We start from the raw sequence: 26,728 nt of genomic DNA, 5'->3' as shown, positions 1-26,728 counted from the left end.
TCGTGAGCACGGGCATTCCCGCCTGCGCGGCGCGCCACTTCGATCCACACGACAAATCGTGCAGCGCATCCCTCTCGCACGACATCATCGCGACGACGGCAGCGGTTTGCTGCGTCCCCCTCAAAATCTCCGATGCCGCGATCGCATCGAGCGATGCAAATTCGTACATCACTGCGGCTTATTCTTGATACTTGTAAGGCAAGCATTTCGCGTTGCTGCTCGCAACATTGCGAAAGCAATTGAACGACAAGATGGATTCGTAACGCGCGAAAAGTTCCTCGATCCGGAGGAAAATTTGCGCGGCTGATCGTCACACACGCGTCGTCCGTCCGGTGTCTTTTCGCGCTCCTCACCTCACACCCAGGGAGCATCGAAATGGTCACGATCAGCGGAATGAAAACGTTCGCGTCGGGCGCGTCGGTCGACGCAACGGCTCCGGACTCCATTACGACGGCAAACGGGACGATCTTCGTCGAATACGGCAATGGTGCAGACTCGACCGGTGCCGGTGGCTCAAGCACGATCGTGCAGTATGACAAGAACGGCAAGGTCGAGCACACCTACACGATCGCTGGGTCAGTCGACGGTTTGAAATACAATCCCTACACCGGCGAGATCTGGGCGCTGCAGAACCAGGACGGAAACTCCACGCTCTCCCTGATCGATCCGCTCACCCACAAGGTGACTGGTCCGCTGAGCTATGCCGATCCATCCACAACGCGCGGCTATGACGACGTCGTCTTCAAGGGTGACAAGGTTTTCCTGAGCTACACCAATCCGAACGGGACCGGAGATCCAACGCTCGTCGAACTGCTCAACGGCGACCATCCGAGCGGGACATTGCTGACGGCGACGATCCTGACCGACGGCGCCACCGGCTTCGACACGGTCACGGGCGCGACCGAAGTCGTGCCGCAGTCCGATCCGGACTCGCTCAAGCTCGCGCCCGACGGCGACCTGATCTTCAGCAGCGGCGCCGACGGCACTATCATCGACGTTCAGCATCCCGGGACATCGAGCCAGGCTGTCGAGTTCACCACGATCAAGGGAATTCCCGCCGCTGACGTCGGCAATGCCGGCCTCGACGACGTGATCAAGCCCGGCGCGACCGCCGGCACATTCTGTCTGACCGACACGAAAACCGGAAACGTCTACTCGTTCCATGCAAGCGGTCTCAACACCAACGACTACTACGCCTCGGTCGCAAGCCTCGGCGGGTTCGGCCAGGTCGACCCGACCACCGGCGTCTTCACGCCGCTTGTCACGGGCGCGAATTTTTCAGACGCCCACGGGTTGATCTTCATTCCCGACAAGAACGCACCACCGATGGCGCATGTCGATTCGATCGCAACATTTGCCACTCCGCCCGATGGCGTGAGTGGACTGGATTCAATCACCATCGCAAACAAGTACGTGTTCGTGGAATACGGCAACGGTGTCGACTCGACGGGCGCCGTGCCGGGCAACAGCACGATCATCCAGTACGACCTCTCAGGACATTTCGTTCATGCCTATTCGATCGAGGGATCGGTCGATGGGTTGAAATATAACCCCGAGACCGGGATGGTGTGGGCGCTGCAAAACCAGGACGGGCGCTCGTCGCTGTCGCTGATCGACCCCAACACGCAAACGGTCACTGCGCATTTCGACTATGCCAATCCATCCACCTCGCGCGGATATGACGACGTCGTCTTCAAGGGCAACGAGGTGTTCCTCAGCTACACCAACCCGACCGGCAACGGCGATCCGACCATCATGAAGCTGCTGAACGGACCAGATCCGAAGCCTGGCGACCTGCTCACCACCGCTCCGGTCCTGCTCGACGGCGCCATGGGTTATGACACCGTGACCGGCAAGATGGAGGTGGTGCCGCAGGCCGATTCGGATTCGCTGAAGCTCGCCGCGAACGGCGATCTGATCTTCTCGAGCGGCGACGACGGCGCGATCATCGATATTCAGAATCCCGGAACCTCCAAGCAGGCCGTCGCATTCACGCCGATCCAGGGGATTCCCGCAGGCTCGGTCGGCAGCGCCGGTCTCGACGACGTCATCAAGCCAGCCGCGACGTCGGGCACCTTCTACATTTCGGACGCCAAGGATGGCCACGTCCTGACGGTGCATGCGAGCGGCCTCGACCCCAACGACTACTATGCCTCGGTCGGCTCGCTCGGAGCCTTCGGGCAGGTCGACGAGAACACCGGCGTCTTCACCGCACTGGTGTCGAGCGAGAACGCGCCGGACTTCACGTTCGGGTCGCCGCACGGCGTGGCGTTCGTCCCTGAGAAGAACGCCGCGCCATTTCCGGAGATCGGCGCGGTGACGACCTTCCAGGCTCCTGCCGACGGATCGACCCAGCCCGATTCCGTGACGACCGCACATGGCTCGACCTTTGTCGAGTACGGCAATGGCGCCGATTCGACCGGCGCAGGCGGCTCGAGCACGATCGTGCAGTACGACAAGCACGGCGATGTCGAATTCAGCTATTCGATCCCGGGATCCGTCGACGGCCTGAAATACAACCCCGTGACCGGCGATATCTGGGCGCTGCAGAACCAGGACGGCAACTCCACCCTGACGTTGATCAATCCGGAAACGCATGCCGTCTCCGCGCCGCTCAGCTACGCCGATCCGAACGCGAGCCGCGGCTATGACGACGTGGTGTTCAAGGGTGACAAGGTGTTCCTCAGCTACACCAACCCGGTCAATCCCGGCGATGCAACCGTCGTCCAGCTCCTCAACGGCGACCATCCATCGGGCACGCTGCACACCAAGCCCATCCTCGAGTTTGGCGCCACCGGACTGGACACGGTGACCGACAAGACCGAGGTCGTGCCGCAAAACGATCCCGACTCGCTGAAGCTGGCGCCGAACGGCGACCTGTTGCTGTCGAGCGGCGATGACGGCGCCATCATCGACATCAAGAATCCCGGCACCAGCCACCAATCGGTGTCGTTTACGCCGATTGCTGGTGTCGGTGCCAAGGCGGGCCTCGACGACGTGATCGAAACGGGCAACACATCGGGTACGTTCACACTGACCGACACGGGGACCGACAAGGTCTTCTCGTTTCACGCGACCGGCCTGAACCCCAACGATTTCTATGCCTCGGTCGGCAGCCTGAAGGCTTTCGGACAGGTCGACCCGGCAACCGGCGCCTTCACGCCGCTGCTGTCAGCCGACAACGCGCCGGGCTTCGACTTCAGCTCCCCGCACGGAGTCAGCTTCACGCCCGATCCGTCTCCCGCCGTGGCCGATCACGTCGCGACATCGGTTGGCGATGGATTCGCGTTCGCCGCAGGCGGCCACACCGCCGGCACCCCAACCAGCAGCGCTCCGCCGATCTCCTTCGCGGACACGTCGCACACTGACCAGCTTGCGCAGCTGGCCGCCGAAGTCCCCCATAGCAGTCCTGACTGGATGCACGAGGCTGCAGCGATCCATGCGGCGATGGAGGCGCAAGCCTACCATCTGACGTAGCGATCGAATTCCCGGAACTGGCTGCGGCGGCGCGAGCGCTCTTCAGCCAGTCGCTCAGCTGCCAAGGTGCGCGTCGGCGGGCGGGCGCTGCTTCAGGAATCTTGCGCAAACAAACCCGAGCACGATCATCACGGCCGCTGCTGTCACCAGCGTCGGCGTCTTGCCGGCGTGCTGCAGGCCAATGCCGTAGGCGATCGGGCCGACGGTCTGGCCCATGAAGAAGAAGAACGAGTGCAGCGACAGCGCGGTGGCACGCGCTTCGACGGAGAGCTCGCTGGCGAACACCTGCAGGCAGCCGTGGATCATGTAGAAGCCCCAGCCCATCACCAGGAGACCGAGCATCTGCAGCCTCCAGCCAGGTCCGAAAGCGACGCCGACAAGCTGCAGACCGACCAGCGTCGCGCCGACCACCATCATCCCCCTGACGCCGAGCCGCGGCAGCAGGCGCGATACGGTCAGCGTGTAGAACAGCCCGCCGATCGCAAAGCCAGCGATGACGATGCCGGCAATCGACAGCGACGTTTCGCCGAGCTGGAACAGGAATGAGGCGATGAAGGGAAACAGCCCGAGCACGCAGCAGCCTTCGATGAAGACCGCCGAGTAGCAGAACCGCGCATTCGGATTGGTGAAGATTGTACGGTAGCCGTGGCGGAGCGCGGTAAGGCTCGTCCGCGGCACATGCGTCAGCGCGGCGCCGCGAAAGCCCGCGGCCACTGCAAGCGCAACGATGATCACGAGACCGCCGAGCACGGCGAGCACGCCGCGCCAGCCGAGCAAATCACCAATCAGCCCGGAGGCCGTTGCGCCAAGCAGATTGCCCGTCATCGAGCCGGCAAGTGTCCGCCCGATCGCGATTTGACGCTTGTCCGGCCCAACGAGATCGCTGGTCAGCGACAACGCCACCGGAAACACTCCGCCCGAACCGATGCCAGCGAGCACGCGGGTCACGAACAGGATCGGGAACGAGGTCGCGAGCGCGCCAAGCACGTTGGCGAGGCCGAGCAGCACGAGGCAGATCGTCATCAGCCGCGCCTTGCCGAACAGGTCGGCGGCGGCGCCGATCGCCGGCTGGACGATGGCAAAGGTGAAGGCGAATACCGCGGCAAAGCTTGCGGCGGTCGCGATGCTGACGCCGAAATCCTCGGCAACATGCGGCAGCACCGGATCGAGCGCGCGGACCGACAGGCTGGCGGCGAAGGTTGCCAGCGTGATGACATTGAGGACCGGCGGCATGCCGCTCTTTGCGGTCACCTCGGCACCCGCCCCGTCAGGCCGCCGTCTTCGCCAGCGTGTCGAAGGCCATCAGTCGCTTGACGAGCGATTCGAAATCGCGGAGCGGCACCATGTTCGGGCCGTCCGACGGGGCATGATCGGGATCGGGATGGGTCTCGATGAACACGCCGGCGACGCCGACCGCGACTGCCGCGCGCGCCAGCACCGGCACGAACTCGCGCTCGCCACCTGACGAGGTGCCCTTCCCGCCCGGCTGCTGCACGGAATGGGTGGCATCGAAGATGACAGGCGCGCCGGTGGTACGCGCAAGAATCGGCAGCGCGCGCATGTCGGAGACGAGCGTGTTGTAGCCGAACGACGCACCGCGCTCGGTGACGAGCACATTGGCGTTGCCGGCTCCGGTGATTTTGCTGACCACGTTCGCCATGTCCCACGGCGCCAGGAACTGGCCCTTCTTGACATTGACGACCTTGCCGGTCGCGGCCGCCGCGAGCAGCAGATCGGTCTGCCGGCAGAGGAAGGCCGGGATCTGCAGCACATCGACCGCCTGTGCCACTTCAGCGCACTGGCCGGGTTCATGCACGTCGGTCAGCACGGGAAGCCCGAGCGAGGCGCGGATCTCGGCAAAGATCGGCAGCGCCTGTGCCAGGCCGATGCCGCGCGCAGCAGACGCGCTGGTGCGGTTGGCCTTGTCGAACGAGGTCTTGTAGACCAGCCCGATTTTCAGCCTGGCGGCGATCTCCTTCAGCGCCGCGGCGACTTCCAGCGCATGCGCGCGGCTCTCGAGCTGGCATGGACCGGCGATGACCGAGATGGGCAACGCATTGCCGAACTTGGCTGCCCCGACGGCAACGACGGGCGCGGCGGCTTCCGCGGAAACGTGACTGGTCAAAATGCTGTATCCTTTTGCCGGCGACCATGCAGTCTGGCGCGTGACGGATCAAGCCATCCTGCGCGATTGGCGCCGTGGGGTCTCTCTTGAGGTTCTCTTGGCATCACATTCCTGCCATAACCGCCCTTATACGCTGCCTCGGTACTGATGGCATGAGGGTTGAATGCGCCTATCGCTTGCAATATTTGCCGCGGCTGCCTTGTCCACGGTTTCGGGCCTCGCCTGCGCGCAGAGCAGCAGCCAGCCCGGCGTGGTCACGAGCGGCGCCTCCGGCGTCACCGTCAACGGCAAGCCGGCGGCGCGTAGCGGCGACACGACAAGCAATGGCGGCCCGCTGGTCGAAGGCGTGCCCAACGTCCTGATCAACGGCAAGCCGGCCGTTGTCATCGGGGGCCGCACGCATTGCGGCGGCAAGGCCACCTCGGGCAGCCACGGCGTCTTCATCAATGGCAAGCCGATGGTCCGCGAAGGCGATCTGACCTCGGGCTGCGCCGACTAGCGGTCCTGCGGCGCGCGACGCGATCGGGACGGATCGCATCGCGCAATTCCAGTGCAATCTTGGCGGGGCCGGCTCACTTCACCGCTGAAAACGCGGTCGGCACTAGGAGCTGGTTGACGATGTTGAGAACGATCTGGCCGTCCTCCTCGGTCTTGGCACGCGCCGTGATCCACTCCGGGTCGTTCACAAACGCGGTCCACTTCTTCTCTCGCTCGGCGAGCGATTCCCAGGCCAGCAGGTAAGTCAGTTCCTGGTTGGATTCCCCGACCAAGGTCGTAAAGAAGCCGGCCTGCCTGATGCCATGCTTGTCCCAGAGCTTGAGCGTGACGGTCTCGAAGCGCTTCAGCAGCGCAGGCAACCGGCCCGGCAGGCAGCGGTAGACACGGGTCTCGTAGATCATCGGCGATCCTCCCTGTTTGTCGAGCCGAGGTTATAGCGAGCGGGTTCCCGGCTGTCTTGAGGGGTGACAACATGGCACCCCTGCCCGGCGCAGGCGGACTATTTCCCGCAATGCTGCGGCAATGTTACAGGCCCTAGAACGAGCCGCTCAGGACATGCGGTTGAAGGTCTGGACCTTATAAGGATATGCGGATTCTGTTGGTTGAAGACGAAGCCGAGATGGCGGCGGCGCTGTCGCAGGCGCTGAAAGGCTACGACATGGTGGTCGATCACGTCCCGACCCTGGCCGAGGCCGAAGAGGCGATCTCCGCGGACGTGCATGGCGCGGTCCTGCTCGACCGCCAGCTTCCCGACGGCGACGGGCTCGCGCTGATCCCGAAACTGCGGGCCCGGGCCGATGGCGTGCCGATCATCGTGCTGACGGCGCGCGGTGACCTCGCCGACCGCATCACCGGCCTCGACAGCGGCGCCGACGACTATCTCGCAAAACCCTTCGCCGTCGAGGAATTGCTGGCACGGCTGCGCGCCGTGCTGCGACGTCCCGCCAACGTGCAGCTCGAGGTTATCAGGGCCGGCCGCATCGCGTTCGACTGCAGCCATCGCGAGGTGAGCGTCGGCGGCAGCCCGCTCGAGCTGCCGCGCCGCGAACTCCTGGTGCTGGAAGCGCTGCTGCGACGCACGGGCCGCACGGTGTTGCGCTCCACGCTCGAAGAAGCTGTCTACAATTTCGACGACGCAATCCAGTCGAACGCGCTCGATACCCATGTCTCGCGGCTGCGGCGCAAGCTTGCCGACGCCGATGCCGGCGTCGAGATCCACAGCATCCGCGGCGTCGGCTATCTGCTGAAGCAGGTCCCATGAGCACGCGCGCCGAACCGTATTGCCTGCGATCGCGGCTGAGCTGGCGGCTGATCTCGATGCAGGCGGTGCTGCTCGCTGCGCTCGTCGTTGTCCTGATCGGCGCGCTGTGCGCCTCCGGTATCCTGCTTGTCCCGCGGGACGAGGATCACGTTATCGCCATCGTGCAACGCGCGATCGACCGCGATCCACAGGGCGGGCTGACGCTACGCCCTACGGCCGAACTGAAGGAGCTTCGCGAGAACACGCCCGACCTCTGGTTCGTAGTGCGGGACCGGCAAGGCCATTCATTGTCGGAAGGTACAGTGCCGCCCGAATTTGCCAGGATCGGTGACGCGCTCGACCAGATCAGCCAGGCGCGGCTCGGCTGGCAGTTGTTCGAGGACGATCCTCGCAAGCCGCCGGCGCGCATGAAGCGCGTCAACACCGACGCCGGCACCGTGCAGGTGCTCACAGCCACTCAAGGACCATTGTCCGGCGCGAGGACCGTGGTCGCGACGGCGCTGGCCTTTCTCGCCGTCGCCCTGCCCGGTCTGCTGCTGATGGCCGCCGCCACCTTCGTGGCGACACCGATGGTGGTGCGGCGCGCCTTCGCCGGCCTCGACACCACCGCCGACGAGGCACGCCAGATCGATTTCCGCGAGCGCGGCAGCCGGTTGTCGGCAGACCATCTCCCGCGCGAAGTCGCGCCGCTGGTCACCGCCATCAACGATGCGCTGAAGCGGCTCGATGACGGCTATTCGCGCCACCAGCGCTTCGTTGCCGATGCCGCGCACGAATTGCGCACGCCGATCGCGATCCTCAACACGCGGCTGGAGTCGCTGCCGGCGAGCCCCGAAAGAACGCGACTGCTGGAAGACTCGGCCCGGCTCGCCACGCTTGCCGAGCAGCTGCTCGACATCCAGCGCTTCGACCAGTGCCGCAATCCGTTCGCGCGGGTCGATCTCGTCGCGGTCGCACGGAGCGTCGCCGCGGACCTCGCGCCGCTTGCAATCGCGGCCGGCTACGAGTTGTCGCTCGAGGCCGAGGTCGAACGCGTCGAGGCGCTCGGCGACCGCGCCGCGCTGGAGCGCGCGCTAACCAATCTGGTGCAGAACGCGATCCAGCATGGCGGCCGGCGCGGCACGATCACCATTCATATCGGCCGGCCCGCGACGATCGACGTCACCGACGAAGGCAACGGCATTCCATCGGATCAGCGGACGCAGATCTTCGATCCATTCTACCGCCTGGCACCGCTCGATCGCGGCGCCGGCCTCGGCCTCAACATGGTGCGCGAGATCGTGCGGCTGCACGGCGGCGATGTCGCGGTGCTCGACGGCCCCACGGGCGGCGCCCACTTTCGCCTCACATTGCCGCCGGCTTCGAACGCGAAGTGACGCCGCGCGCCATCGCGCAATGCTGACGCAATGCAGACCCTGCAAAACAAATCATGCCTCGCACTCGAATCGAGGCACGACACCTTGCTGGGAATGCCAATGTCACACGATTTCCTCTCCTTCTTCACGGCCTGGATGGCGGCGCCTGGCCGCGTCGGCGCGATTGCGCCCTCAGGCACTGCGCTTGCCGAGCTGATCACCCGGGACATCACGCCCGAGACCGGACCGATCCTGGAGCTCGGTCCGGGAACGGGCGCCTTCACCTATCAACTGTTGAAGCGCGGCGTGCGCCAGCAGGACCTCACGCTGGTGGAATACGGCTCCGACTTCATGCGGCTTCTGCAGCTCCGCTTTCCCGGCGCGCGCGTGCTCTGGATGGACGCATCGAGGCTGGCCCCGGAACGGCTCTATCGAGACGCGCCCGTCGGCGCCGTCATCAGCGGGCTACCACTGCTCAACATGTCGCCGCGCAAGGTGATCTCGATTGTCAGCGGCGCGTTCGGCTATCTACGTCCGGGAGGCGCGTTCTATCAATTCACCTACGGCATGCGCTGCCCGGTGCCGCGGCCGATCCTCGACCGGCTCGGCCTGCGCGCCACGCTGGTCGATCGCGCGATCCTCAACGTGCCGCCCGCTGCGGTCTACCGGCTGACGCGTCGCCCGCAATCGAGGTTCATCACGCACGATGCGGCGACGGCGGCGAGCTCGAATGTTTCGCGGGATGCGAGCAAGCAGAAGACCGAGCGCGACTGCATCCCAGCGGTCTGAACGCGCGGCACAAGACCGCCGTTCGTCTGACAGAAGCTCAGACCAGCCGGCTCTGCTTCGCGGCAGCCTCGATGAACGAAGCGAACAGCGGGTGCGGCTCGAAGGGCCGCGACTTCAGTTCGGGATGGAACTGAACGCCAATGAACCAGGGATGGTCCTCGTACTCGACGATCTCAGGGAGCACGCCGTCGGGCGACATGCCCGAGAAGCGCAGGCCGTGTTGCTCGAGCCGGTCCTTGTAGGCGGTGTTGACCTCGTAGCGATGGCGATGCCGCTCGGAGATTTCGGTTGCGCCACCGTAAACCCGTGAGACGTGGCTGCCGCGCGTCAAGGCCGCGGTATAGGCGCCGAGCCGCATCGTGCCGCCGAGATCGCCGTTCTGCGATCGCTTCTCGAGCTCGTTGCCGCGCAGCCATTCCGTCATCAGGCCGACCAGCGGCTCCTTGGTCGGGCCGAACTCGGTCGAGTTGGCGTCCTCGATGCCGACCAGATTGCGCGCCGCCTCGATCACGGCCATCTGCATGCCGAAGCAGATGCCGAAATACGGCACGTCGCGTTCACGGGCGAACTGCGCCGCGCGGATCTTGCCCTCGGCGCCGCGCTGGCCGAAGCCGCCGGGCACCAGGATGCCGTTGACGTGCTCAAGGAAAGGCGCCGGGTCCTCGTTCTCGAACACCTCGCTCTCGATCCAGTCGAGATTGACCTTCACCTTGTTGGCGATGCCGCCGTGCGACAGCGCCTCGATCAGCGACTTGTAGGCGTCCTTCATGCCGGTGTACTTGCCGACCACTGCAATGGTCACGGCGCCTTCCGGGTTGCGGATGCGCTCGTTGATCACGTTCCAGCTCTGCAGCGCCGGCGGGACCTTGGCGGTGATGCCGAACGCGGCCAGCACCTCGTCGTCGAGCCCTGCGGCGTGATAGGCCTCGGGCACGGCGTAGATGTTGTCGACGTCGCGCGCCTCGATCACGGCGCTCTCGCGCACATTGCAGAACAGGCCGAGCTTGCGCCGCTCCTCCTTCGGGATTTCGCGGTCGGTGCGGCACAGCAGGATGTCCGGCTGGATGCCGATCGAGCGCAGCTCCTTCACCGAGTGCTGCGTCGGCTTTGTCTTGAGTTCACCGGCACTTGGAATGTACGGCAGAAGCGTCAGGTGAATGTAGACTGCATGATCGCGCGGCAGCTCGTTCTTGAGCTGGCGGATCGCCTCGAAGAACGGCAAGCCCTCGATGTCGCCGACCGTGCCGCCGATCTCGACCAGCACGAAGTCGTACTCGTCGTTGCCCGAGAGCACGAATTCCTTGATCGCATTTGTGACGTGCGGGACCACCTGGATGGTGGCGCCGAGATAGTCGCCGCGCCGCTCCTTGGTGATGATGTCCTGGTAGATGCGTCCGGTCGTGATGTTGTCGGCCTTGGTGGCCGGCCGCCCTGTGAAGCGCTCGTAATGGCCGAGATCGAGATCGGTCTCGGCGCCGTCATCGGTCACGAACACTTCGCCGTGCTGATACGGCGACATCGTTCCGGGATCGAGGTTGAGATAGGGGTCGAGTTTGCGGAGGCGGACCTTGTACCCGCGAGCCTGCAGCAGGGCACCGAGTGCCGCTGAAGCCAGACCCTTTCCGAGCGAAGAAACCACGCCGCCGGTGATGAATATGTACCGCGCCATGGGACTTTACCTTTAATCCGACTCCTGCGATTCGCAAAACGAATCGCCTGCTCCCGGCAAACAATCTGCCGGGCTGTGGGCTACGCTAAATTGAGTGCGATTTCAGAGCATTGATTGGGGTTTTTGATGCAGGATGCCAAGCCGTCATCCTGCATGGCCACCCTGCTTTATTGCGACCGAGGCGCCTGCGGACTGGCCGGGGCCGCCGGCTGCTGGCCCTGCTGCTGTTGGTCGGCCTTCTTCAGCGAATCGAGAATACCGCCCGAGGTCGGGGCGCTGAGCGGGGCGGACGGACCGGCCGGCTGCGACTGCGCCGGCGCGCCGCTGCCGATGATCGAGGCCGGCTTGCGGTCGTAGCCCGCGTACCAGGACAGGAACAGGCTGGTGACGAAGAAGCCTACCGCGAGGACCGCGGTGGTCCGGGTCAGCAAATTCGCGGTGCCGCGGCTGGACATGAAACCGGCGCCGCCCCCCATGCCGAGGCCGCCGCCTTCCGATTTCTGCAGCAGCACAGCACCGATCAGCACGGCGACAATCATGAGGTGAATGACGATAGCAACAGTCTGCATTGCGAGCCTTCCGTGACAAGCCGCGAAGCGGCCGGGCAATCGGCGCTATCGGCTTTACGGGTTTTCGTGAAGTCGCGCCCTGTTACACGATTGCACCGGGCATTGTCACCCCCGAGATAGTCGCAGTGCCGACGATCTCAAGCGATCCGCACCGCCGTCGACGCAGGGCTTGATCGAACCCACGCAATTCCATTATTATAGACAAATGGATACTTTGGTAGACGATCTAAGCCAACGCCTGGCCCAGCGCATCAGGCTCGAGCGCGACGGCCGCGGCTGGTCGCTGGCCGAACTCGCCGAGCGCTCCGGCGTCTCCAAGGCGACCATCAGCAAGATCGAGCGCGCCGAGGTCAGCCCCACCGCCGTCGTGCTGGTGCGCCTGGCCTCCGCCTTCGATCTCACTTTGGCCGGGCTGATGCTGCGCGCCGAGGGCCAGGGCGAACGATTGTCACGCGCCGCCACCCAACCGGTCTGGCGCGATCCGGAAACCGGCTATCTGCGCCGCCAGGTGTTCAGCCGCCCCGATCATCCGGTTGAACTCGCGCGGGTCGAACTGCCGCCGAAGCAGGCCGTCACCCTGCCCGCCTCCTCCTACGCCCATATCCGCCAGCTGGTCTGGGTGCTGAGCGGCAGCCTCATCATCACCGAAGGCGGCGCACGCCACGCGCTCGCTGCCGGCGATTGCCTCGGCTTCGGCCCGCCGGCGGAGACGACCTTCGCCAACGAGAGCAACGCCGCGTGCACCTACGTCGTCGCGCTGGCCCGGAGTTGAACGCATGTCGTCCTACACCATCAAGCCGCTCGATGACACGCCGCAGATTTGCAGGGCGCTCGGTGAGCTGCTTGTCGAAACCGTCGCCAACGGCGGCTCGGTGAGCTTCATGCATCCGTTGCCGCTCGATGAGGCCTGCTCGTTCTGGAAGGACTCGCTCGGCGCGGCCGCGCGCGGCGAGCGCATCGTGCTCGGCGCCTTCGACGGCGAGACGCTGATCGGCACGGTGACGTTGCTGCTCAAGCTGCCGCCGAACCAGCCGCACCGTGCTGAGATCGCCAAGATGATGACGCGGCTCTCGCACCGCAATCGCGGAGTGGCGACGGCGTTGATGCGCGCCGCCGAGCAGCTCGCAATCGATCACGGGCGCACGCTGCTCGTGCTCGACACCGCCGAAGAAGACGGCGCCGCCCCGCTCTATGAGCGGCTGGGCTTCCGCCTCACCGGCATTATCCCGGACTACGCCCTGAAGCCGCATGGCGGCCTCACCGGGACGTTGATCTACTGGAAGAAGATCGGTGCGGCCTGACGCATGATTCGGAAAAGTGCGCAGCGGTTTTCCGAGCAGACCATGCTTCAAATGAGAAGGGCCTAACAGCCCGCCGCGATCGCCAGAAAATCCGACGCCTTCAGGCTGGCGCCGCCGACCAACGCGCCGTTGACATTGGCGACGGCCATCAGCTCTGCCGCGTTCGACGGCTTGACCGAGCCACCATAGAGAATCCGGACCTTCTCGCCCTCGCCCTTGAAGCGATCGGTGAGCACGCCGCGAATAAACCTGTGAACGTCCTCGACATCTTTCGCGGTCGGGGTCAGGCCGGTGCCGATCGCCCAGACCGGTTCATAGGCCACCACCAGATTGGCCGACGTCGCACCGTCCGGCAGCGAGCCCTTGAGCTGGGTGCCGCAGATATCCAGCGTCTTGCCGGCATCGCGCTGCTCGCGCGTCTCGCCGATGCAGACGATCGCGGTCAGGCCCACCCGCCAGGCGGCCTCCGCCTTCTGCCGGACCAGCGCATCGGTCTCGCCGTGGTCGGCGCGGCGCTCGGAATGGCCGACAATGATCGCGACAGCGCCCAGATCCGCAAACATCTCCGCCGCCAGGTCGCCGGTATGGGCGCCGGACGGCTTGGGATGGCAATCCTGGGCACCGACGGCAACCTTTCCGCCACGCGCTCGGTCGGCAAAGGCTCCAACCAAAGTCGCAGGCGGGCAGACCAGGAGATCGGCTTTTCCGGCGAGGTCGCCGGCGCCCGCCAGCATCGCCTCGAACTCACCAAAAGAAGATTTCAGGCCGTTCATTTTCCAGTTGCCGGCGATCAGCGGCCGGATGGCATCGGTCATGTCGGATTTCCCATCGTTCAAGCGTTCTCATGGGCTAGCAGAGGCCGCCTCCGACTTCCAGAGAGGGGCTTCGCCCGGCCTGCGTCCGAGTCGCGCGGCGATTCCTCGCTTCAATCCATCCACGCAGCCAAGGTTGCGGGGGAACGGCCGCCACTTTATGATGGGTTTTCAATTCGGTGACGCCCTGCTGCGGGACACAAGCTCCGCCTTGGGCACGACCCGGTTCCCCTCCTGCAAAACAAGTTGGACCCATGCTTCGAGGAATGCGGAAAGCCTCATCAAACTGGCTCGGCAAGACGATTATGGCCGTTGTGATGGGCGTTTTGATCGTCAGTTTCGGAATTTGGGGCATCGCCGACATTTTCAGGGGATTCGGACAGTCGACGCTGGCCAAGGTCGGCAGCACCGAGATTTCGGCCGAGCAGTTCCGCCAGATCTATACCGATCGCCTGCAGCAGCTCGGCCGCCAGTTCGGCCGTCCGCTGAGCCCGGACCAGGCGCGCGCCTTCGGAATCGACCGTCAGGTGCTGCAGCAGACGTTGGCCGAAGCCGCGATGGATGAGGAAGCGCGCCGCATGGGCCTCAACCAGTCCGATGCCGAGGTGCTGCGCACGATCTACAACGATCCGACCTTCAAGGGCCTCAACGGCCAGTTCGACCCGCAGCGCTTCCAGGCCGTGATCCGCAATTACGGCTACACCGAAGGCCGCTACATCGCCGAGCAGCGCCGCGTCGGCCTGCGCCGGCAGATCGCGGGCACCATCTCGTCCGGCGTAGAGCCGCCGAAATCGTTGATCGAGGCGCTGACGCGCTTCCAGAACGAGGAGCGTTCGATCGACTACATCAGCCTCGGCGCCGCCCAGGCCGGCACCATCGAACCGCCCTCGCCCGAAGCGCTTGCTGCCTATTTCGAGGATCACAAGGTCCAGTTCCGCGCGCCCGAGTATCGCAAGATTTCCTTCGTTGCGATCACGCCCGTGTCGATCGGCAAGTGGGAGACCGTCTCCGACGAGGACGCCAAGAAGATCTTCGAGCAGCGCCGCGAGCAGATCAGCACGCCGGAAAAGCGCGAGGTCTCGCAGATCGTGTTTCCGAATGCCGAGGACGCCCAGGCTGCGCGTGCCCGCATCACGTCAGGCACCTCGTTCGACGACATCGCCAAGGAGCGCAAGCTCAACCCGACCGACGTGAATCTCGGCCTGGTTGCGAAATCGGCGATCCTCGATCCGGCCGTCGCCACTGCAGCATTCTCGCTGCCCTCGGGTGAGGTCAGCCAGCCGGTGAAGGGTGAATTCGGCGTGGCGCTGGTCAAGGTCGGGAAGATCGAGCCTGGTGTGACGCCGACCTATGAAAGCGTCGCGGCAACCATCAAGAGCCAGATCGCCGCTGAGCGGGCCCGCAGCAAGGTCTCCGAACTGCGCGACAAGATGGAAGACGAACGCGGCGGCGGCGCCAGCGTCGCCGAGGCCGCGCAGAAGCTCGGACTGGCTGCCGTCACCATCGACGCGGTCGATCGGTCGGGCCGTCTGCCGAACGGCCAGCTTGCACCGGACATTCCCAAAGGTCTCGACGTGGTCTCGCAGGCCTTCGGCAGCGACGTCGGCGTCGACAACGACCCGATCCAGTTCGAAGGCGGCTACGTCTGGTACGAGGTGCTCGGCATTACGCCGTCGCGCGAGCGCAACCTCGACGAGGTTCGCGACCAGGTCGAGGCGAAATGGCGCGAGGACCAGATCTCGAGCCGGCTGCGCACCAAGGCGACCGACATCGTCAAGAAGCTGGACGGCGGCAGCAAGCTCACCGACGAGGCCGCCGCTGCCGGCGTCAAGGTCGAGACCGCGGCAAACTTCCGCCGCGATGCGACCCCGCCCGGCGTGCCGGCTGCGGTGGTCACCGCGGCGTTCCGCACAGCCAAGGACGGCGACGGACAGACGCCGGCCGCCGGCGGCGGGCAATGGATCGTCTTCCGCGTCACCAACGTGACGGACCCGTCGGTCGACTTCGCCTCCGACGAGGTCAAGAAGCTCCAGGAGGCCGTGCGGCGCTCGTTGAGCGACGAGCAGGTCGCGCAATACGTCACCAAGATCGAGTCCGACATCGGCATGACCGTCAACGAGGCCGCCTTCGCACAGGTGACAGGCGCAAATAATTGAGCATGATCCGGAAACCGGGCGCCGGTTCTCCCGCGCGGCACGCACGAGGTGTCTGCGCGGAGATCAAGCTCCAACGAAAGACCTGAGCCAGCGAATGGACGACCTGAAATCGATCATCGGAAAAGTCGCCACCGGCGCCACGCTGACGCGTGAGGAGGCGGCAACCGCCTTCGACAGCATGATGTCGGGGGAAGCCACGCCCTCGCAGATGGGTGGCCTCTTGATGGCGCTGCGGGTGCGCGGCGAAACCGTCGAGGAGATCACCGGCGCCGTCACCGCGATGCGCGGCAAGATGCTGGCGGTCACCGCGCCAGCCGAGGCCGTCGATATCGTCGGCACCGGCGGCGACGGCTCCGGCTCGGTCAACGTCTCGACCTGCGCAGCCTTTATCGTGGCCGGCGCGGGCGTGCCGGTCGCCAAGCACGGCAACCGGGCGCTGTCGTCGCGTTCGGGCGCGGCCGATGTGCTGGCCTCGCTCGGCGTCAAACTCGACCTGTCGGCTGCGGAGGTCGGCCGCTGCGTCTCGGAGGCCGGCATCGGCTTCATGTTCGCGCCCTCGCATCATCCGGCGATGAAGAATGTCGGCCCGACCCGAGTCGAGCTCGCCACCCGCACCATCTTCAACCTGCTCGGTCCGCTGTCGAACCCCGCCGGCGTCAAGCGGCAGATGGTCGGCGTGTTCTCGCGGCAATGGGTGCAGCCGCTGGCGCAGGTTCTGAAGAATCTCGGCTCGGACAAGGTCTGGGTCGTGCATGGCTCGGATGGGCTCGACGAGATCACCCTCACCGGCCCGACCTTCGTCGCGAGCCTCGAGAACGGCGAGATCAGGACGTTCGAGGTAACACCTGACGATGCCGGCCTCGGCCGCGTCGGCGGTGAGGCGCTGAAGGGCGGCGACGCTGACGCCAATGCTGTCGCGCTCGCGAGCGTGCTCGACGGCAAGCCGAGCGCCTATCGCGACGTCGCGCTGCTCAACGCCGCCGCCGCGCTGATCGTGGCCGGTCGCGCCAGGGATCTCAAGGAAGGTGTTGCGATCGGCGCAAAATCGCTCGACAGCGGTGCGGCCGCAGCGCGGCTGAAGCATCTCGTTGCGGTTTCCAACGGTTGACGCGTGATCCGACAAAGTGGGAACCGGTTTGTCGATAGGATCATGCGCTAAAGAGAGTCCGCAATGTCCGACATCCTGAGCAAGATCGAGACCTACAAGCGCGAGGAGATCGCCGCCGCCAAGCGCGCGCGTCCGCTCGCCGACGTCGAGGCACAGGCGAAATCGGCATCGCCGCCGCGCGGCTTCGTCCAGGCGATCCGCAACAAGCATGCCAAGGGCGATTTCGCGCTGATCGCGGAGGTGAAGAAGGCCTCGCCCTCGAAAGGGCTGATCCGCGCCGACTTCGATCCGCCGGTTCTCGCCAAGGCCTATGAGGCCGGCGGCGCGGCCTGCCTGTCGGTGCTGACAGACGCGCCGTCGTTCCAGGGGCATCTCGACTTCATGGTCGCGGCGCGCGCGGCGACCAGCTTGCCGGTGCTGCGCAAGGACTTCATGTTCGACACCTACCAGGTGGCGGAAGCCCGCGCCCACGGTGCCGATTGCATCCTGATCATCATGGCCGCGCTCGACGATGCCGCGGCCAAGGATATCGAGGATGCCGCGATCGCGCACGGCATGGACGTGTTGATCGAGATCCACGACCGCGCCGAGCTCGACCGCGCGCTGAAGCTCCGCTCGCCGATGATCGGCGTCAACAACCGCAACCTCCGCACCTTCGAGACCACGCTCGCCACCAGCGAGGCGCTGGCGCCGCTGATTCCGCGCGACCGCCTGATGGTCGGCGAGAGCGGCATCTTCACGCCCGACGATCTCGCCCGCCTCGAACGCGTCGGCATGTCTACCTTCCTGGTCGGTGAAAGCCTGATGCGGCAGCAGGACGTCACCGCGGCAACGCGCACGCTGCTGACGCGGCAGGCTGCGCCGCGCGCGACCGGTACGCGCTGACGCAATGGCACGGAAGCCGTCCAAGGCCAGATCGTCCGCGTCCGGCCCTGCCCTCACCCATATCGACGCCAAGGGCGATGCGCGGATGGTCGACGTCTCGGCCAAGCCTGCGACCGAACGGACCGCGGTCGCCGAAGGCCACGTCGTCATGAGCAAGGCGACGCTCGCCCTGATCGCATCGGGCCAAGCCAAGAAGGGCGACGTGCTGGCGACCGCGCGGATTGCCGGCATCATGGCGGCGAAGCGGACCTCGGAGCTCATTCCGCTCTGCCATCCGCTGGCGCTCAGCAAGGTCACGGTCGACATCGAGACCGACGCGAAGCTGCCGGGCTGCGTTATCCGGGCGACCGTCAAGGTGACCGGTCCGACCGGCGTCGAGATGGAGGCGCTGACGGCCGTGTCGGTCGCGTGTCTCACGATCTACGACATGATCAAGGCGGTCGAGCGCGGCGTGCGCATCGAAGGCATTCATCTGGTCGAGAAGATCGGCGGCAAATCCGGGCATTATCGCGCCGGCGAGTGATCGGCAGTGCGCTCGACTACAACTTAGCGAGCCGCTGATCGAATTGAGGGTGCTCGCAAGGGACCTGGTTCACCACGCCCCGTAGACACGTTTCAGCGCTTCGACCAAATGGTCGAACATTGATCTCATGGGCGGGCTCTTGCGCAAATCCTGATGCATCGTGACCCAAACGTCCATCCGGGCAATCATTCGTTAACCAATCTCGCTAACCGGCGCTCCATTTCGTTTGGATACGACTTTCGCGGGCCGGAGGTGCGCGAAACCTACTTCCGGGTGAAATGCCTGGAAGCGATCGGGTCCAATGAATTCAAGCGGCGGTGCCTCGTTCAATATCACGTCGATCCTGCGCAGCGGTCCGATCCGCTGGCTGATCGTTGGCGGCGCCGTGTTGATGGTCGCGATTGCGATCGGTGCGACCCTGATGGCTGGCAATTTCCGCGAGCGCGCCCTGCACAACAGCGAACGTGAGCTGGAGAACACCGTGCTGCTGCTGGCGCGGCACTTCGACCAGCAACTGGAAGATTTCGAGGTCGTGCAGAAGGACCTGATCGCCTACATGCGCGACAACGGCATCGCCACGACGCCGGAGAACTACCGCCGGCGGATGTCGGGCGCGGATATCCATGCGATGCTCAAGTCCAAGATGGACGCGTTGTCCTATGTCGGCGGCCTCAACGTGTTCGACGCCGACGGCACGCTGATCAACAGCTCGAGTGCATGGCCGCTCCCGAAGGCCAACGTCGCAGATCGCAGCTATTTCCAGATCTTCAAGTCGAGCCCCTATTCGCCGGACATGCTGGTTGCTCCGGTGTTCAGCCGGGTCACCGGGGCCTGGACCACCGCCATCGTCCGCAAGGTCACCGGCCCGAACGGCGAATTCCTCGGCGTGGTCGGCCGCGGCATCGAGCCCGCCACCTTCGAGAAGTTCTTCTCGACGGTTGCGCTCGCCGAAGGCACCGCGATCGCGATGCATCACCGTGACGGCACCCTGCTCGCCCGCTATCCGCATGTCGAGGAGCTGATCGGGAAGAACTTCCGCACCGGCCCGGCCAGCCAGCAGCAGGTGTTCGAACTGCCGCACAGCACATCGCGGCTGACCAGCCCGGTCGACGGCCAGGACCGCCTGGTGTCGTCGCAGGCCCTCACCAAATTCCCGATCGTCATCGTGGCGACCACGACCACGGCGGCGGCGCTCGCCAACTGGCGCGAGCAGATCAATATCCTGATCGCCGTGACCAGCCTGTCGGTGCTGGCGATCGCGACCCTGCTGACGCTCGTGGTGCGCAAGCTGCTGCAACAATACTGGGCGCAGCAGCAACGTCTGACGCTGGAGAAGCTCCGGCTCGACACTGCCGTCAACAACATGACGCAGGGGCTGTTGCTGTTCGATTCGTCTAAGCGCCTGGTGATCTGCAACAATCGATATATCGAGATGTACGGGCTATCGGCCGACACCATCAAGCCCGGCTGCAGCTTCCACGACGTCATCGCGCATCGCTACCAGACCGGCTCGTTCAGGGGTGACGTCGACCGTTACGTCAACCTCGTGCTGCGTGACGTCGGGATCCGCAACATGATGGTGATCGCGACGCCCGACGGGCGTTCGATCCAGGTCGTCAACGAGCCGCTCGCCGATGGCGGCTGGGTCGCGACCCATGAAGACATCACCGAGCGTCGCCGCGCCGAGGAACGCATCACCCACCTCGCCCATTACGACGCGCTGACCGACCTGCCGAACCGCACGCTGTTCCGCGACGAGATCAAGCGCGAGCTGCCGCATGTCACGCCGGGCAGCCAGCTTGCGGTGCTCTACATCGACATCGACGAGTTCAAGGGCGTCAATGACTCGCTCGGCCACATGGTTGGCGACGAGCTCCTGAAGTCCGTCGCGAGGAGCCTGAGCGCCTGCGTGCAGGACAATGATTTCGTCGCCCGCCTCGGCGGCGACGAGTTTGCGATCATCCAGACCGGGGTGAAGACCGCCGATGAGGTCACCGGCCTCGTCGCCCGCATCTACGAGGCGATCCGAGCGCCCTATCAATGCCTCGGCCACCAGCTCACCACCGACGCCAGCATCGGCATCGCATTGGCGCCGAAGGACGGCAGCGATCTCGACCAGATCCTCAAGAACGCGGATCTCGCCATGTATGCGGCGAAGTCGGCCGGCCGCCGCACCTGGCGCTTCTTCGAGCCGGCCATGGATGCCGACGCCCGCGCCCGCCGCGAGCTCGAAATGGATTTGCGGCGGACGATCGCCGACGGCAGCGGGCTGGAGGTGTACTACCAGCCCTGCCTCGACCTGCAAACCAACGAGATCAATGGCTGCGAGGCGCTGGTGCGCTGGCGTCATCCGGGCCGCGGCATGATCTCGCCGGCCGAGTTCGTGCCGATGGCCGAGGAAACCGGCCTGATCAACCAGCTCGGCGAATGGGTGCTGACGACAGCCTGCAAGGAAGCCGTGAACTGGCCCGACCAGGTCAGGCTCGCGGTCAACGTCTCGCCGGTGCAGTTCCGGAGCGGCACGCTGGCGCTGAAGGTGATCGCGGCACTGGCGGCATCCGGCCTGCCCGCGGGCCGCCTTGAGCTCGAGATCACCGAAGCCGTGCTGATCCGCGACGACGAGGCGGCGCTCGCCGCGCTGCATCATCTCCGCGCCATTGGCGTGCGCATTGCGCTCGACGATTTCGGCACCGGCTACTCGTCGCTGAGCTATCTGAAGCGCTTCCCGTTCGACAAGATCAAGATCGACCGCTGCTTCGTCACCGACATCGCCGATCCGCAAGGCTCGGCCGGGATCGTGGAGGCGGTCGTCAATATCGCGGCCGAGCGCAGCATGACGACGACGGCGGAAGGCGTCGAGACCACGCAGCAGCAGCAATTGCTGCGCGAGCTCGGCTGCTCCGAGATGCAGGGCTATCTGTTCAGCCCACCGAAGCCGGCCGCCGACATCAGGCGGTTGCTGATTGCGCACCGCGAAGGCCCGCCCGCCGCCGGCCGGAGCCGCATGCGACGGCGCAAGCCGATCGCGGGCGCAGCGTAATCGATTGATTGCTGGAGAGGTGGACGGTCTTACGGACGGTTCGAGATAACCTCATTCCCGAGCGCGGCGGCGGCGGCCTCCTCGACATCGTAGTCGTATAGCCACCTGCGGAACGCTGCAGCGTTCCGGATCTCTCCGTCGCGCCGCTCGAGGCTTGCGTACCTTGAATCGTAGCGCAAGCCGTTCTGCCGCGCTTCGGCCTGAACCACATCGGTTCGTACCCGGCGCAGTTGCTCGTAGCGTTTCAGGGCAGCAGGAATTGCGGTCGCGCCGCACTTCTCGAGCAGCACAGCCAGCGCGACGCCGTCCTCGACTGCCTGATTGGCGCCCTGTCCCAGATGCGGCAGCATCGCGTGCGCCGCATCGCCCAAAAGCGCCAACCTGCCGCTGGTCCAGGATGCGAGCGGCGAGCGATCGTAGAGCCCCCACCAGAAGCATGTTTCGACCTTCTCGAGCAGGCCGGTTACAGAGGGATCCCAGCCTTGAAACGAGGCCGCGAGTTCATCGCGATCGCCGGCAGCGGACCAGGACTCGACGGTCTCGGTTTTGGTCGGAACAAAGCCGACATAATTGAGCAGCGAGCCGCCACGTACAGGAAACACCATGAAGTGCTTGCCGTCTCCCATCCACACCTGGTGCGCCTCCTTGCGCCACTCCGGCAGTTTCTCCGACGCGATCAGACCGCGATAGGCGCGTACACCGGAATATTCGGGCGGGCGTACTGCGACGACATGGCGCTGGAGCACCGATTGGATGCCGTCGGCGGCTATCACGACGTCGGCCTTCGCGGTCTCGCCGTTGGCGAAGCGCAGCCGCGCAACGGTGTCGTCCTGTTCGAAGCCAATGCAGCGATGATCCGTACGGATCGCGCTTGCGGGCAACGCGCTCGCCAGCACGTTGAGCAGGTCGGCGCGATGCATGCCGTACATGCCGTTCCAGCCGGAGGAATCGGTGGTCAGGATCGGCCCGACCACCGTGCCATCCATCCGGCGATATTCCGAGCCGGGACCGACCCTGGCGCCAACAGCGGCGAGCGCATCGCCGAACCCCATCCGCTCGAGCTGGCGCAAACTATTGGGATAGATGAAGACACCGGCACCGACCTCTCCCAATGCCCTCGCCTGCTCGAAGACGGTGACCTCGATGCCGCGCCGGCGCAGCGCATTGGCCGCGGACAGTCCGCCGATGCCGCCACCGACGATGGCAGCGCGCAGCCCTCCGGTTGAGGTCGTCGTGTTCATGGGAAGGATTCCCTGCAATTGGTCATGACCGGGATCGGAAACCTGCACGCTCAGCCTTGCACACTCACCCTTGCGGCGCGGCCACGGTCGGATCCTCCGTCACGATGCGCCCGCCGCGTGACCTTCGTCTACCAACTTCTCCCGGCCGGCAGGCAGCGCGACGCCACGGCGCGTCAATTCAACCGATACCCGCCCACCCAGCTCCAGCGTCTTCGCGCTAGGGGAGTCCGTTTATCGCGACATGTAACGAAAATGTCGGCCCCGATTCACTCAGGACCGACATTGTTCTCGTCGACGATCGATTAGAGAGGCTAGTTCGGCACCGGCCGCTTCTGCGCCGTCTTGGTCTCGGCATTCTTGGCCGCATCGGCGTTCTTGGCGTCGGCATTCACGGTGACGCCGTGGAGCTGGTTGAGGGCCGCGGTCAGCGCCTTGTCGTTCTTCTCGTCCGGCGGGACGTAGGCCTGCGAACCGGACTGCTCGGCGCCCTCAGCAGCAAGATGGCCGCGCATCTTGGCCTCGCTCATGATGTCGGAGCGGGTCTTGAACTCGTCGGGCACGTCCTGCAGCACCTCGATGTCGGGCGTGATGCCCTGGGCCTGGATCGAATGGCCCGATGGCGTGAAGTAGCGCGCCGTGGTCAGCGCAAGCGCGCCGTTGCCGGCGCCGAGCGGAATGATGGTCTGCACCGAACCCTTGCCGAACGAGCGGGTGCCGATCAGCGTCGCGCGCTTGTGGTCGTGCAGCGCGCCGGCCACGATCTCGGACGCCGAGGCCGAGCCGCCGTTGATCAGCACGACGAGCGGCTTGCCCTTGGTCAGGTCGCCGCCATGCGCGGTGAAGCGCTGGGTTTCTTCCGGATTGCGGCCGCGGGTCGAGACCACCTCGCCGCGCTGCATCAGCATGCCGCTCACCGAGACCGCCTGGTCGAGCAGGCCGCCCGGATTGTTGCGGAGATCGATGATATAGCCCGCGAGCTTGTCCTGCGGGATTTCCTTCTGGATATCGGTGATGGCCTTGTGCAGGCCCTCGGCGGTCTGCTCGTTGAACGAGGTGATGCGGATGTAGCCGACGTCGCCGCCTTCGGTGTGATACTTCACCGGGCGAACGCGGATGATCTCGCGGGTGATCGCAACCTCGATCGGCTTGTCGGCGTCCTTGCGGACGATCTTCAGTCGGATCGAGCTGTTGGGCGCGCCCTTCATCTTGTTGACGGCCTGGTCGAGCGTCATGCCCTGGATTGTCTCGTCGTCGATCGCGGTGATCACGTCGCCGGACATGATGCCGGCGCGCGAGGCCGGAGTGTCGTCGATCGGCGCCACCACCTTGACGAAGCCGTCCTCCATCGTGACCTCGATGCCGAGCCCACCGAACTCGCCATGCGTGGTCTCCTGCATCTCCGACCAGCCCTTCTCGTTCATGTAGCGAGAATGCGGGTCGAGCGAGGAGATCATGCCGTTGATCGCGCCTTCGACGAGCTTGCCGTCATCGGGCTTCTCGACATAGTCGGTCCGGATGCGCTCGAAGACCTCGCCGAACAGGTTGAGCTGGGAATAGGTGTTGTCGGAGCGGGCGGCCGCCTTGGCGACCTCGAACAGATGCGCGCCACCCTGCGGTGAGGTCACGAGAAGGGTGAGACACGCTCCCGCAACCGTCCCCAGGAAAAAACCAACGTTCTTGCGCATTATCCGCGATCCCTTTTCGCTATGGCCGGCAATATTTCGCAACAATGGCCAGCCTTCCCCGACGGGGCACAACACAACTGCTTTTTGGTCGGATCAAGGCCGTAACCTAACCGGACCATTACGGGGCTCCGAGCATGGTCGGGAAAAATTCACGGCGGCTTTCCGAAAAGACCTCGTTCGAACAAGGAGATGAGGCGATGATGAGAATTCCGGCTGTCGCATCATGGCTCAGCACGTCCTTCTTTGGTCGCACTATCTAGGCTGCTCTAGGATGCCTTGCCAGCCTCCTGCAACCCGCTCTGCCAGGTCGATGGCCTGGTCCCGAAGCCGCGCTTGGCCCTCGTGCCCAGCCAATAGCCGAATTGCGGAGGCACGTTCCGGAACGGACCGTCCACCCCCAGCTTTAGCGCGGCGTCCATCGGCCAGTTCGGGTTATTAAGGATTTCCCGGCCGACGGCGATCAAATCCGCTTGTTCATCGCGCAGGATCTGTTCGGCCTGGTCGCCATGGATGATCAGGCCCACCGCCATGGTCATGATATCAGCGTTCCGGCGGATATATTCCGACAGGGGCACCTGGTAGCTGTATTTGATCTCCTTGCCCAGGATCGGCGCCATCTCGGTGATTCCGCCTGAGGAGCAATCGATCACGTCGACGCCCTTTGCTTTCAGGATTTTCGCCAGCCGCGCGCTCTGTTCGGGCCCCCAGCCGGCATTGTCCTCGACCGACAGCCGCACGAACAAAGGTTTGTGATCGGGCCAATGCACGCGCACGGCTTCCGTCACCTCGATCAGGAAGCGCATGCGATTCGATTCCGAGCCGCCGTATTCGTCGCTGCGCTGGTTGGCGCGCTCGGACAGGAACTCGTGCACGAGATAGCCATGGGCGCCGTGCAGTTCGAGCACGTCGAAGCCGGCCTCGTTGGCGCGCCGCGCCGCCTGCCCCCAGGCCTGCACCAGGTCCTTGATCTCGCGGGTCTCGAGCGCCCGCGGCACCGGCCAGCGCTCGCTATGGGCGATCGCGCTCGGCGCCACCGGCGTCCAGGCGTCCCAGTCCACGATCTCGGGCGTGCGCTCGAGCGGACGGTCGCCCTCCCAGGGACGCGTGGCGCGCGCCTTGCGGCCGGAATGGCCAAGCTGGATGCCGGCGACCGCGTTCTGCTGCTTGATGAAGCTGACGACACGGTTGAGCGGCGCGACGAACTTGTCGTCCCAGATGCCGAGGTCGCCGACCGTGCCGCAACCGCGCCGCTCGACCTTGGTCGACTCGACGATCACGAGACCGGCGCCGCCGGCGGCGAACTTGCCGGCATTCATCAGGTGCCAGTCGGTCGGAAAGCCCTTGTCGGCCGAGTATTGGTGCATCGGCGGCACCACGATGCGATTCTTGAGCGTCACGCCGCGGATCGTCATCGGCGTAAAGAGCAGTTGTCCTGACATGGCTTCCTCACATGGCGTCGTTACCCCGGTTGGGCCGGGCCGACCTTCTGTTGCCGCGGACGATATACGCGCGGCGCGGCCACCGATAGAGGTGTACGATCGCCCCGGCTCCGCGCCGCGCAGTCGTCACGATCCGCGGTACATCGCCAGAAACATCGCCACCGCGGCTCTGACATGGGTGCGCACTTCGCGCTCTCCGGGCTTTTTCCAGTTCGATAGCACGAGCCGCTGGAGGTGATATTGCGAAACCACCGCGCCGAGGAACAGACGCGCGGCGCATCGCGGATCATCACATCGTAGTTCACCGCCCTCGGTCGCTTCGGCGAGATAGTCGGCGAGCCGTCGCACGGTGCGGCCGGGCCCTCGGTCGTAGAAGAGCTGGCCAAGCTCGGGCACGCGCGGCGCTTCCGCCACGAGGATCCTGAACAGCGACGACGATGGCGACCGCAGCACCATGTGCAACAGTCCCATGCCGAGATCGAACAGCACGGTCTCCGGGGTGCCGCCGCGCGCCAGCGCCGAGTCGGGACCGGACAGCTCGCGCGCCTTGCGATCGACGATCCCGGCGAACAACTGTTCCTTGCTCGAGAAATGCCGGTACAGCGTTTCCTTCGAGGCGCCGGCCGATTCCGCGATCATCTGCATCGTGGTCTCAGCGAAGCCCCGATCGAGGAACATTCGCTCGGCGACGTCGATTAGTTCCACCTTGCGCCGTTCGCCGCGCGGAACTTTTCTAGGGGACACTGCAGCAGTCACGTCACAGCCTCCGACTTGTTTTTCCACCGGTGTTGTGCA

23 protein-coding genes are annotated in these 26,728 nt (G+C 65.1%); 13 read left to right on the top strand and 10 right to left on the bottom strand.

All coding sequences use genetic code 11. The annotated features are described in order from the left end of the window. Positions 1 to 2: 2 nt before the first annotated feature. Both AS156_RS42060 and AS156_RS15345 read left to right on the top strand, forming a co-directional pair. Complete coding sequence (locus tag AS156_RS42060; protein WP_136626238.1) at positions 3 to 188, top strand: hypothetical protein; 186 nt, start codon at positions 3 to 5, stop codon at positions 186 to 188. A gap of 205 nt (positions 189 to 393) precedes the next feature. Further along, positions 394 to 3,477: a hypothetical protein gene (locus AS156_RS15345; RefSeq protein WP_136626237.1), complete on the top strand. Its 3,084-nt coding sequence runs from the start codon at positions 394 to 396 to the stop codon at positions 3,475 to 3,477. A 54-nt stretch (positions 3,478 to 3,531) separates the two neighbouring features. On the opposite strand, the gene AS156_RS15340 is transcribed toward AS156_RS15345, so the two are convergent. Further along, a complete protein-coding gene (locus AS156_RS15340; RefSeq protein ID WP_066505880.1) occupies positions 3,532 to 4,710 on the bottom strand; it encodes an MFS transporter in 1,179 nt (392 codons plus the stop codon). 34 nt (positions 4,711 to 4,744) lie between these two features. After that, positions 4,745 to 5,602, bottom strand: coding sequence for a 3-deoxy-8-phosphooctulonate synthase (gene kdsA / locus AS156_RS15335; protein WP_066505524.1), 858 nt, complete (start codon positions 5,600 to 5,602; stop codon positions 4,745 to 4,747). Between the two features lie 163 nt (positions 5,603 to 5,765). On the opposite strand from kdsA, the gene AS156_RS15330 reads away from it, so the two are divergent. Further along, the gene (locus AS156_RS15330) at positions 5,766 to 6,101 is read left to right on the top strand and encodes a PAAR domain-containing protein (protein ID WP_066505522.1); all 336 of its coding nucleotides are present in this window, start codon (positions 5,766 to 5,768) and stop codon (positions 6,099 to 6,101) included. 73 nt (positions 6,102 to 6,174) lie between these two features. Here AS156_RS15330 and AS156_RS15325 read toward each other — a convergent pair whose 3' ends face one another. Then, entirely contained in the window at positions 6,175 to 6,501 is a 327-nt protein-coding gene (locus AS156_RS15325; RefSeq protein WP_066505521.1) for an NIPSNAP family protein, read from the bottom strand. Between the two features lie 185 nt (positions 6,502 to 6,686). Here AS156_RS15325 and AS156_RS15320 point away from each other — a divergent pair, with 185 nt between their 5' ends. From AS156_RS15320 to AS156_RS15310, 3 genes are all read left to right on the top strand, one after another. Beyond that, the gene (locus tag AS156_RS15320) at positions 6,687 to 7,361 is read left to right on the top strand and encodes a response regulator transcription factor (RefSeq protein ID WP_066505518.1); all 675 of its coding nucleotides are present in this window, start codon (positions 6,687 to 6,689) and stop codon (positions 7,359 to 7,361) included. Next, complete coding sequence (locus tag AS156_RS15315; RefSeq protein WP_066505508.1) at positions 7,358 to 8,737, top strand: sensor histidine kinase; 1,380 nt, start codon at positions 7,358 to 7,360, stop codon at positions 8,735 to 8,737. The genes AS156_RS15320 and AS156_RS15315 overlap by 4 nt, the downstream gene beginning before the upstream one ends. Before the next feature lie 99 nt (positions 8,738 to 8,836). Next, entirely contained in the window at positions 8,837 to 9,505 is a 669-nt protein-coding gene (locus tag AS156_RS15310; RefSeq protein ID WP_066505879.1) for a class I SAM-dependent methyltransferase, read from the top strand. 37 nt (positions 9,506 to 9,542) lie between these two features. Here the strand turns inward: AS156_RS15310 and pyrG are convergent, their stop codons facing one another. Both pyrG and secG read right to left on the bottom strand, forming a co-directional pair. Continuing rightward, the gene (gene pyrG, locus AS156_RS15305; protein WP_066505506.1) at positions 9,543 to 11,174 is read right to left on the bottom strand and encodes a CTP synthase; all 1,632 of its coding nucleotides are present in this window, start codon (positions 11,172 to 11,174) and stop codon (positions 9,543 to 9,545) included. Positions 11,175 to 11,341: 167 nt separating this feature from the next. Continuing rightward, positions 11,342 to 11,743 carry a preprotein translocase subunit SecG gene (gene secG / locus AS156_RS15300; RefSeq protein ID WP_066505500.1) on the bottom strand — a complete coding sequence of 134 codons (402 nt, stop codon included), beginning with the start codon at positions 11,741 to 11,743 and terminating at the stop codon, positions 11,342 to 11,344. Between the two features lie 205 nt (positions 11,744 to 11,948). Here secG and AS156_RS15295 point away from each other — a divergent pair, with 205 nt between their 5' ends. Continuing rightward, the gene (locus AS156_RS15295) at positions 11,949 to 12,515 is read left to right on the top strand and encodes a helix-turn-helix domain-containing protein (RefSeq protein ID WP_066505497.1); all 567 of its coding nucleotides are present in this window, start codon (positions 11,949 to 11,951) and stop codon (positions 12,513 to 12,515) included. A gap of 4 nt (positions 12,516 to 12,519) precedes the next feature. Next, positions 12,520 to 13,044: a GNAT family N-acetyltransferase gene (locus AS156_RS15290; RefSeq protein WP_066505494.1), complete on the top strand. Its 525-nt coding sequence runs from the start codon at positions 12,520 to 12,522 to the stop codon at positions 13,042 to 13,044. A 62-nt stretch (positions 13,045 to 13,106) separates the two neighbouring features. On the opposite strand, the gene tpiA is transcribed toward AS156_RS15290, so the two are convergent. Then, positions 13,107 to 13,859: a triose-phosphate isomerase gene (gene tpiA / locus AS156_RS15285; protein ID WP_066505492.1), complete on the bottom strand. Its 753-nt coding sequence runs from the start codon at positions 13,857 to 13,859 to the stop codon at positions 13,107 to 13,109. Positions 13,860 to 14,110: 251 nt separating this feature from the next. Here tpiA and AS156_RS15280 point away from each other — a divergent pair, with 251 nt between their 5' ends. The 5 genes from AS156_RS15280 to AS156_RS15260 all read left to right on the top strand — a co-directional run bounded on the left by AS156_RS15280 (position 14,111) and on the right by AS156_RS15260 (position 21,568). Then, the gene (locus AS156_RS15280) at positions 14,111 to 16,012 is read left to right on the top strand and encodes a peptidylprolyl isomerase (RefSeq protein ID WP_066505490.1); all 1,902 of its coding nucleotides are present in this window, start codon (positions 14,111 to 14,113) and stop codon (positions 16,010 to 16,012) included. Between the two features lie 94 nt (positions 16,013 to 16,106). Next, complete coding sequence (trpD, locus tag AS156_RS15275; RefSeq protein ID WP_066505487.1) at positions 16,107 to 17,120, top strand: anthranilate phosphoribosyltransferase; 1,014 nt, start codon at positions 16,107 to 16,109, stop codon at positions 17,118 to 17,120. 63 nt (positions 17,121 to 17,183) lie between these two features. Beyond that, on the top strand, positions 17,184 to 18,005 hold the full coding sequence (trpC, locus tag AS156_RS15270) for an indole-3-glycerol phosphate synthase TrpC (protein WP_066505485.1): 822 nt from the start codon (positions 17,184 to 17,186) through the stop codon (positions 18,003 to 18,005). A gap of 4 nt (positions 18,006 to 18,009) precedes the next feature. Beyond that, positions 18,010 to 18,528: a cyclic pyranopterin monophosphate synthase MoaC gene (gene moaC, locus AS156_RS15265; RefSeq protein ID WP_066505483.1), complete on the top strand. Its 519-nt coding sequence runs from the start codon at positions 18,010 to 18,012 to the stop codon at positions 18,526 to 18,528. Between the two features lie 301 nt (positions 18,529 to 18,829). Beyond that, entirely contained in the window at positions 18,830 to 21,568 is a 2,739-nt protein-coding gene (locus AS156_RS15260) for a bifunctional diguanylate cyclase/phosphodiesterase (RefSeq protein WP_066505481.1), read from the top strand. Between the two features lie 29 nt (positions 21,569 to 21,597). Here the strand turns inward: AS156_RS15260 and AS156_RS15255 are convergent, their stop codons facing one another. From AS156_RS15255 to AS156_RS15240, 4 genes are all read right to left on the bottom strand, one after another. Further along, complete coding sequence (locus AS156_RS15255; protein WP_082747521.1) at positions 21,598 to 22,809, bottom strand: FAD-dependent monooxygenase; 1,212 nt, start codon at positions 22,807 to 22,809, stop codon at positions 21,598 to 21,600. A 311-nt stretch (positions 22,810 to 23,120) separates the two neighbouring features. Continuing rightward, positions 23,121 to 24,494, bottom strand: a complete 1,374-nt coding sequence (locus AS156_RS15250) for a S41 family peptidase (protein ID WP_066505479.1) — start codon at positions 24,492 to 24,494, stop codon at positions 23,121 to 23,123. Between the two features lie 266 nt (positions 24,495 to 24,760). Beyond that, positions 24,761 to 25,933, bottom strand: a complete 1,173-nt coding sequence (locus AS156_RS15245) for an NADH:flavin oxidoreductase/NADH oxidase (protein WP_066505477.1) — start codon at positions 25,931 to 25,933, stop codon at positions 24,761 to 24,763. A 126-nt stretch (positions 25,934 to 26,059) separates the two neighbouring features. Then, positions 26,060 to 26,689, bottom strand: a complete 630-nt coding sequence (locus tag AS156_RS15240; protein WP_136626234.1) for a TetR/AcrR family transcriptional regulator — start codon at positions 26,687 to 26,689, stop codon at positions 26,060 to 26,062. Between the last annotated feature and the right edge of the window lie 39 nt (positions 26,690 to 26,728).

It is taken from the genome of Bradyrhizobium macuxiense (assembly GCF_001542415.1).
Classification (GTDB): Bacteria; Pseudomonadota; Alphaproteobacteria; order Rhizobiales; family Xanthobacteraceae; genus Bradyrhizobium; species Bradyrhizobium macuxiense.
Note: the sequence above shows the minus strand (reverse complement) of the source record. Positions and strands in the feature narration are given on the sequence as shown.

What these genes read in the sequence shown, in the direction of transcription:
- AS156_RS15345 (WP_136626237.1), top strand. Translation starts at nt 394, where the DNA reads ATGAAAACGTTCGCGTCGGGCGCGTCGGTCGACGCAACGGCTCCGGAC.
- AS156_RS15340 (WP_066505880.1), bottom strand. Translation starts at nt 4,710, where the DNA reads ATGCCGCCGGTCCTCAATGTCATCACGCTGGCAACCTTCGCCGCCAGC.
- AS156_RS15330 (WP_066505522.1), top strand. Translation starts at nt 5,766, where the DNA reads ATGCGCCTATCGCTTGCAATATTTGCCGCGGCTGCCTTGTCCACGGTT.
- AS156_RS15325 (WP_066505521.1), bottom strand. Translation starts at nt 6,501, where the DNA reads ATGATCTACGAGACCCGTGTCTACCGCTGCCTGCCGGGCCGGTTGCCT.
- AS156_RS15320 (WP_066505518.1), top strand. Translation starts at nt 6,687, where the DNA reads ATGCGGATTCTGTTGGTTGAAGACGAAGCCGAGATGGCGGCGGCGCTG.
- AS156_RS15315 (WP_066505508.1), top strand. Translation starts at nt 7,358, where the DNA reads ATGAGCACGCGCGCCGAACCGTATTGCCTGCGATCGCGGCTGAGCTGG.
- AS156_RS15310 (WP_066505879.1), top strand. Translation starts at nt 8,837, where the DNA reads ATGTCACACGATTTCCTCTCCTTCTTCACGGCCTGGATGGCGGCGCCT.
- pyrG (WP_066505506.1), bottom strand. Translation starts at nt 11,174, where the DNA reads ATGGCGCGGTACATATTCATCACCGGCGGCGTGGTTTCTTCGCTCGGA.
- secG (WP_066505500.1), bottom strand. Translation starts at nt 11,743, where the DNA reads ATGCAGACTGTTGCTATCGTCATTCACCTCATGATTGTCGCCGTGCTG.
- AS156_RS15295 (WP_066505497.1), top strand. Translation starts at nt 11,949, where the DNA reads ATGGATACTTTGGTAGACGATCTAAGCCAACGCCTGGCCCAGCGCATC.
- AS156_RS15290 (WP_066505494.1), top strand. Translation starts at nt 12,520, where the DNA reads ATGTCGTCCTACACCATCAAGCCGCTCGATGACACGCCGCAGATTTGC.
- tpiA (WP_066505492.1), bottom strand. Translation starts at nt 13,859, where the DNA reads ATGACCGATGCCATCCGGCCGCTGATCGCCGGCAACTGGAAAATGAAC.
- AS156_RS15280 (WP_066505490.1), top strand. Translation starts at nt 14,111, where the DNA reads ATGCTTCGAGGAATGCGGAAAGCCTCATCAAACTGGCTCGGCAAGACG.
- trpD (WP_066505487.1), top strand. Translation starts at nt 16,107, where the DNA reads ATGGACGACCTGAAATCGATCATCGGAAAAGTCGCCACCGGCGCCACG.
- trpC (WP_066505485.1), top strand. Translation starts at nt 17,184, where the DNA reads ATGTCCGACATCCTGAGCAAGATCGAGACCTACAAGCGCGAGGAGATC.
- moaC (WP_066505483.1), top strand. Translation starts at nt 18,010, where the DNA reads ATGGCACGGAAGCCGTCCAAGGCCAGATCGTCCGCGTCCGGCCCTGCC.
- AS156_RS15260 (WP_066505481.1), top strand. Translation starts at nt 18,830, where the DNA reads ATGAATTCAAGCGGCGGTGCCTCGTTCAATATCACGTCGATCCTGCGC.
- AS156_RS15255 (WP_082747521.1), bottom strand. Translation starts at nt 22,809, where the DNA reads ATGAACACGACGACCTCAACCGGAGGGCTGCGCGCTGCCATCGTCGGT.
- AS156_RS15250 (WP_066505479.1), bottom strand. Translation starts at nt 24,494, where the DNA reads ATGCGCAAGAACGTTGGTTTTTTCCTGGGGACGGTTGCGGGAGCGTGT.
- AS156_RS15245 (WP_066505477.1), bottom strand. Translation starts at nt 25,933, where the DNA reads ATGTCAGGACAACTGCTCTTTACGCCGATGACGATCCGCGGCGTGACG.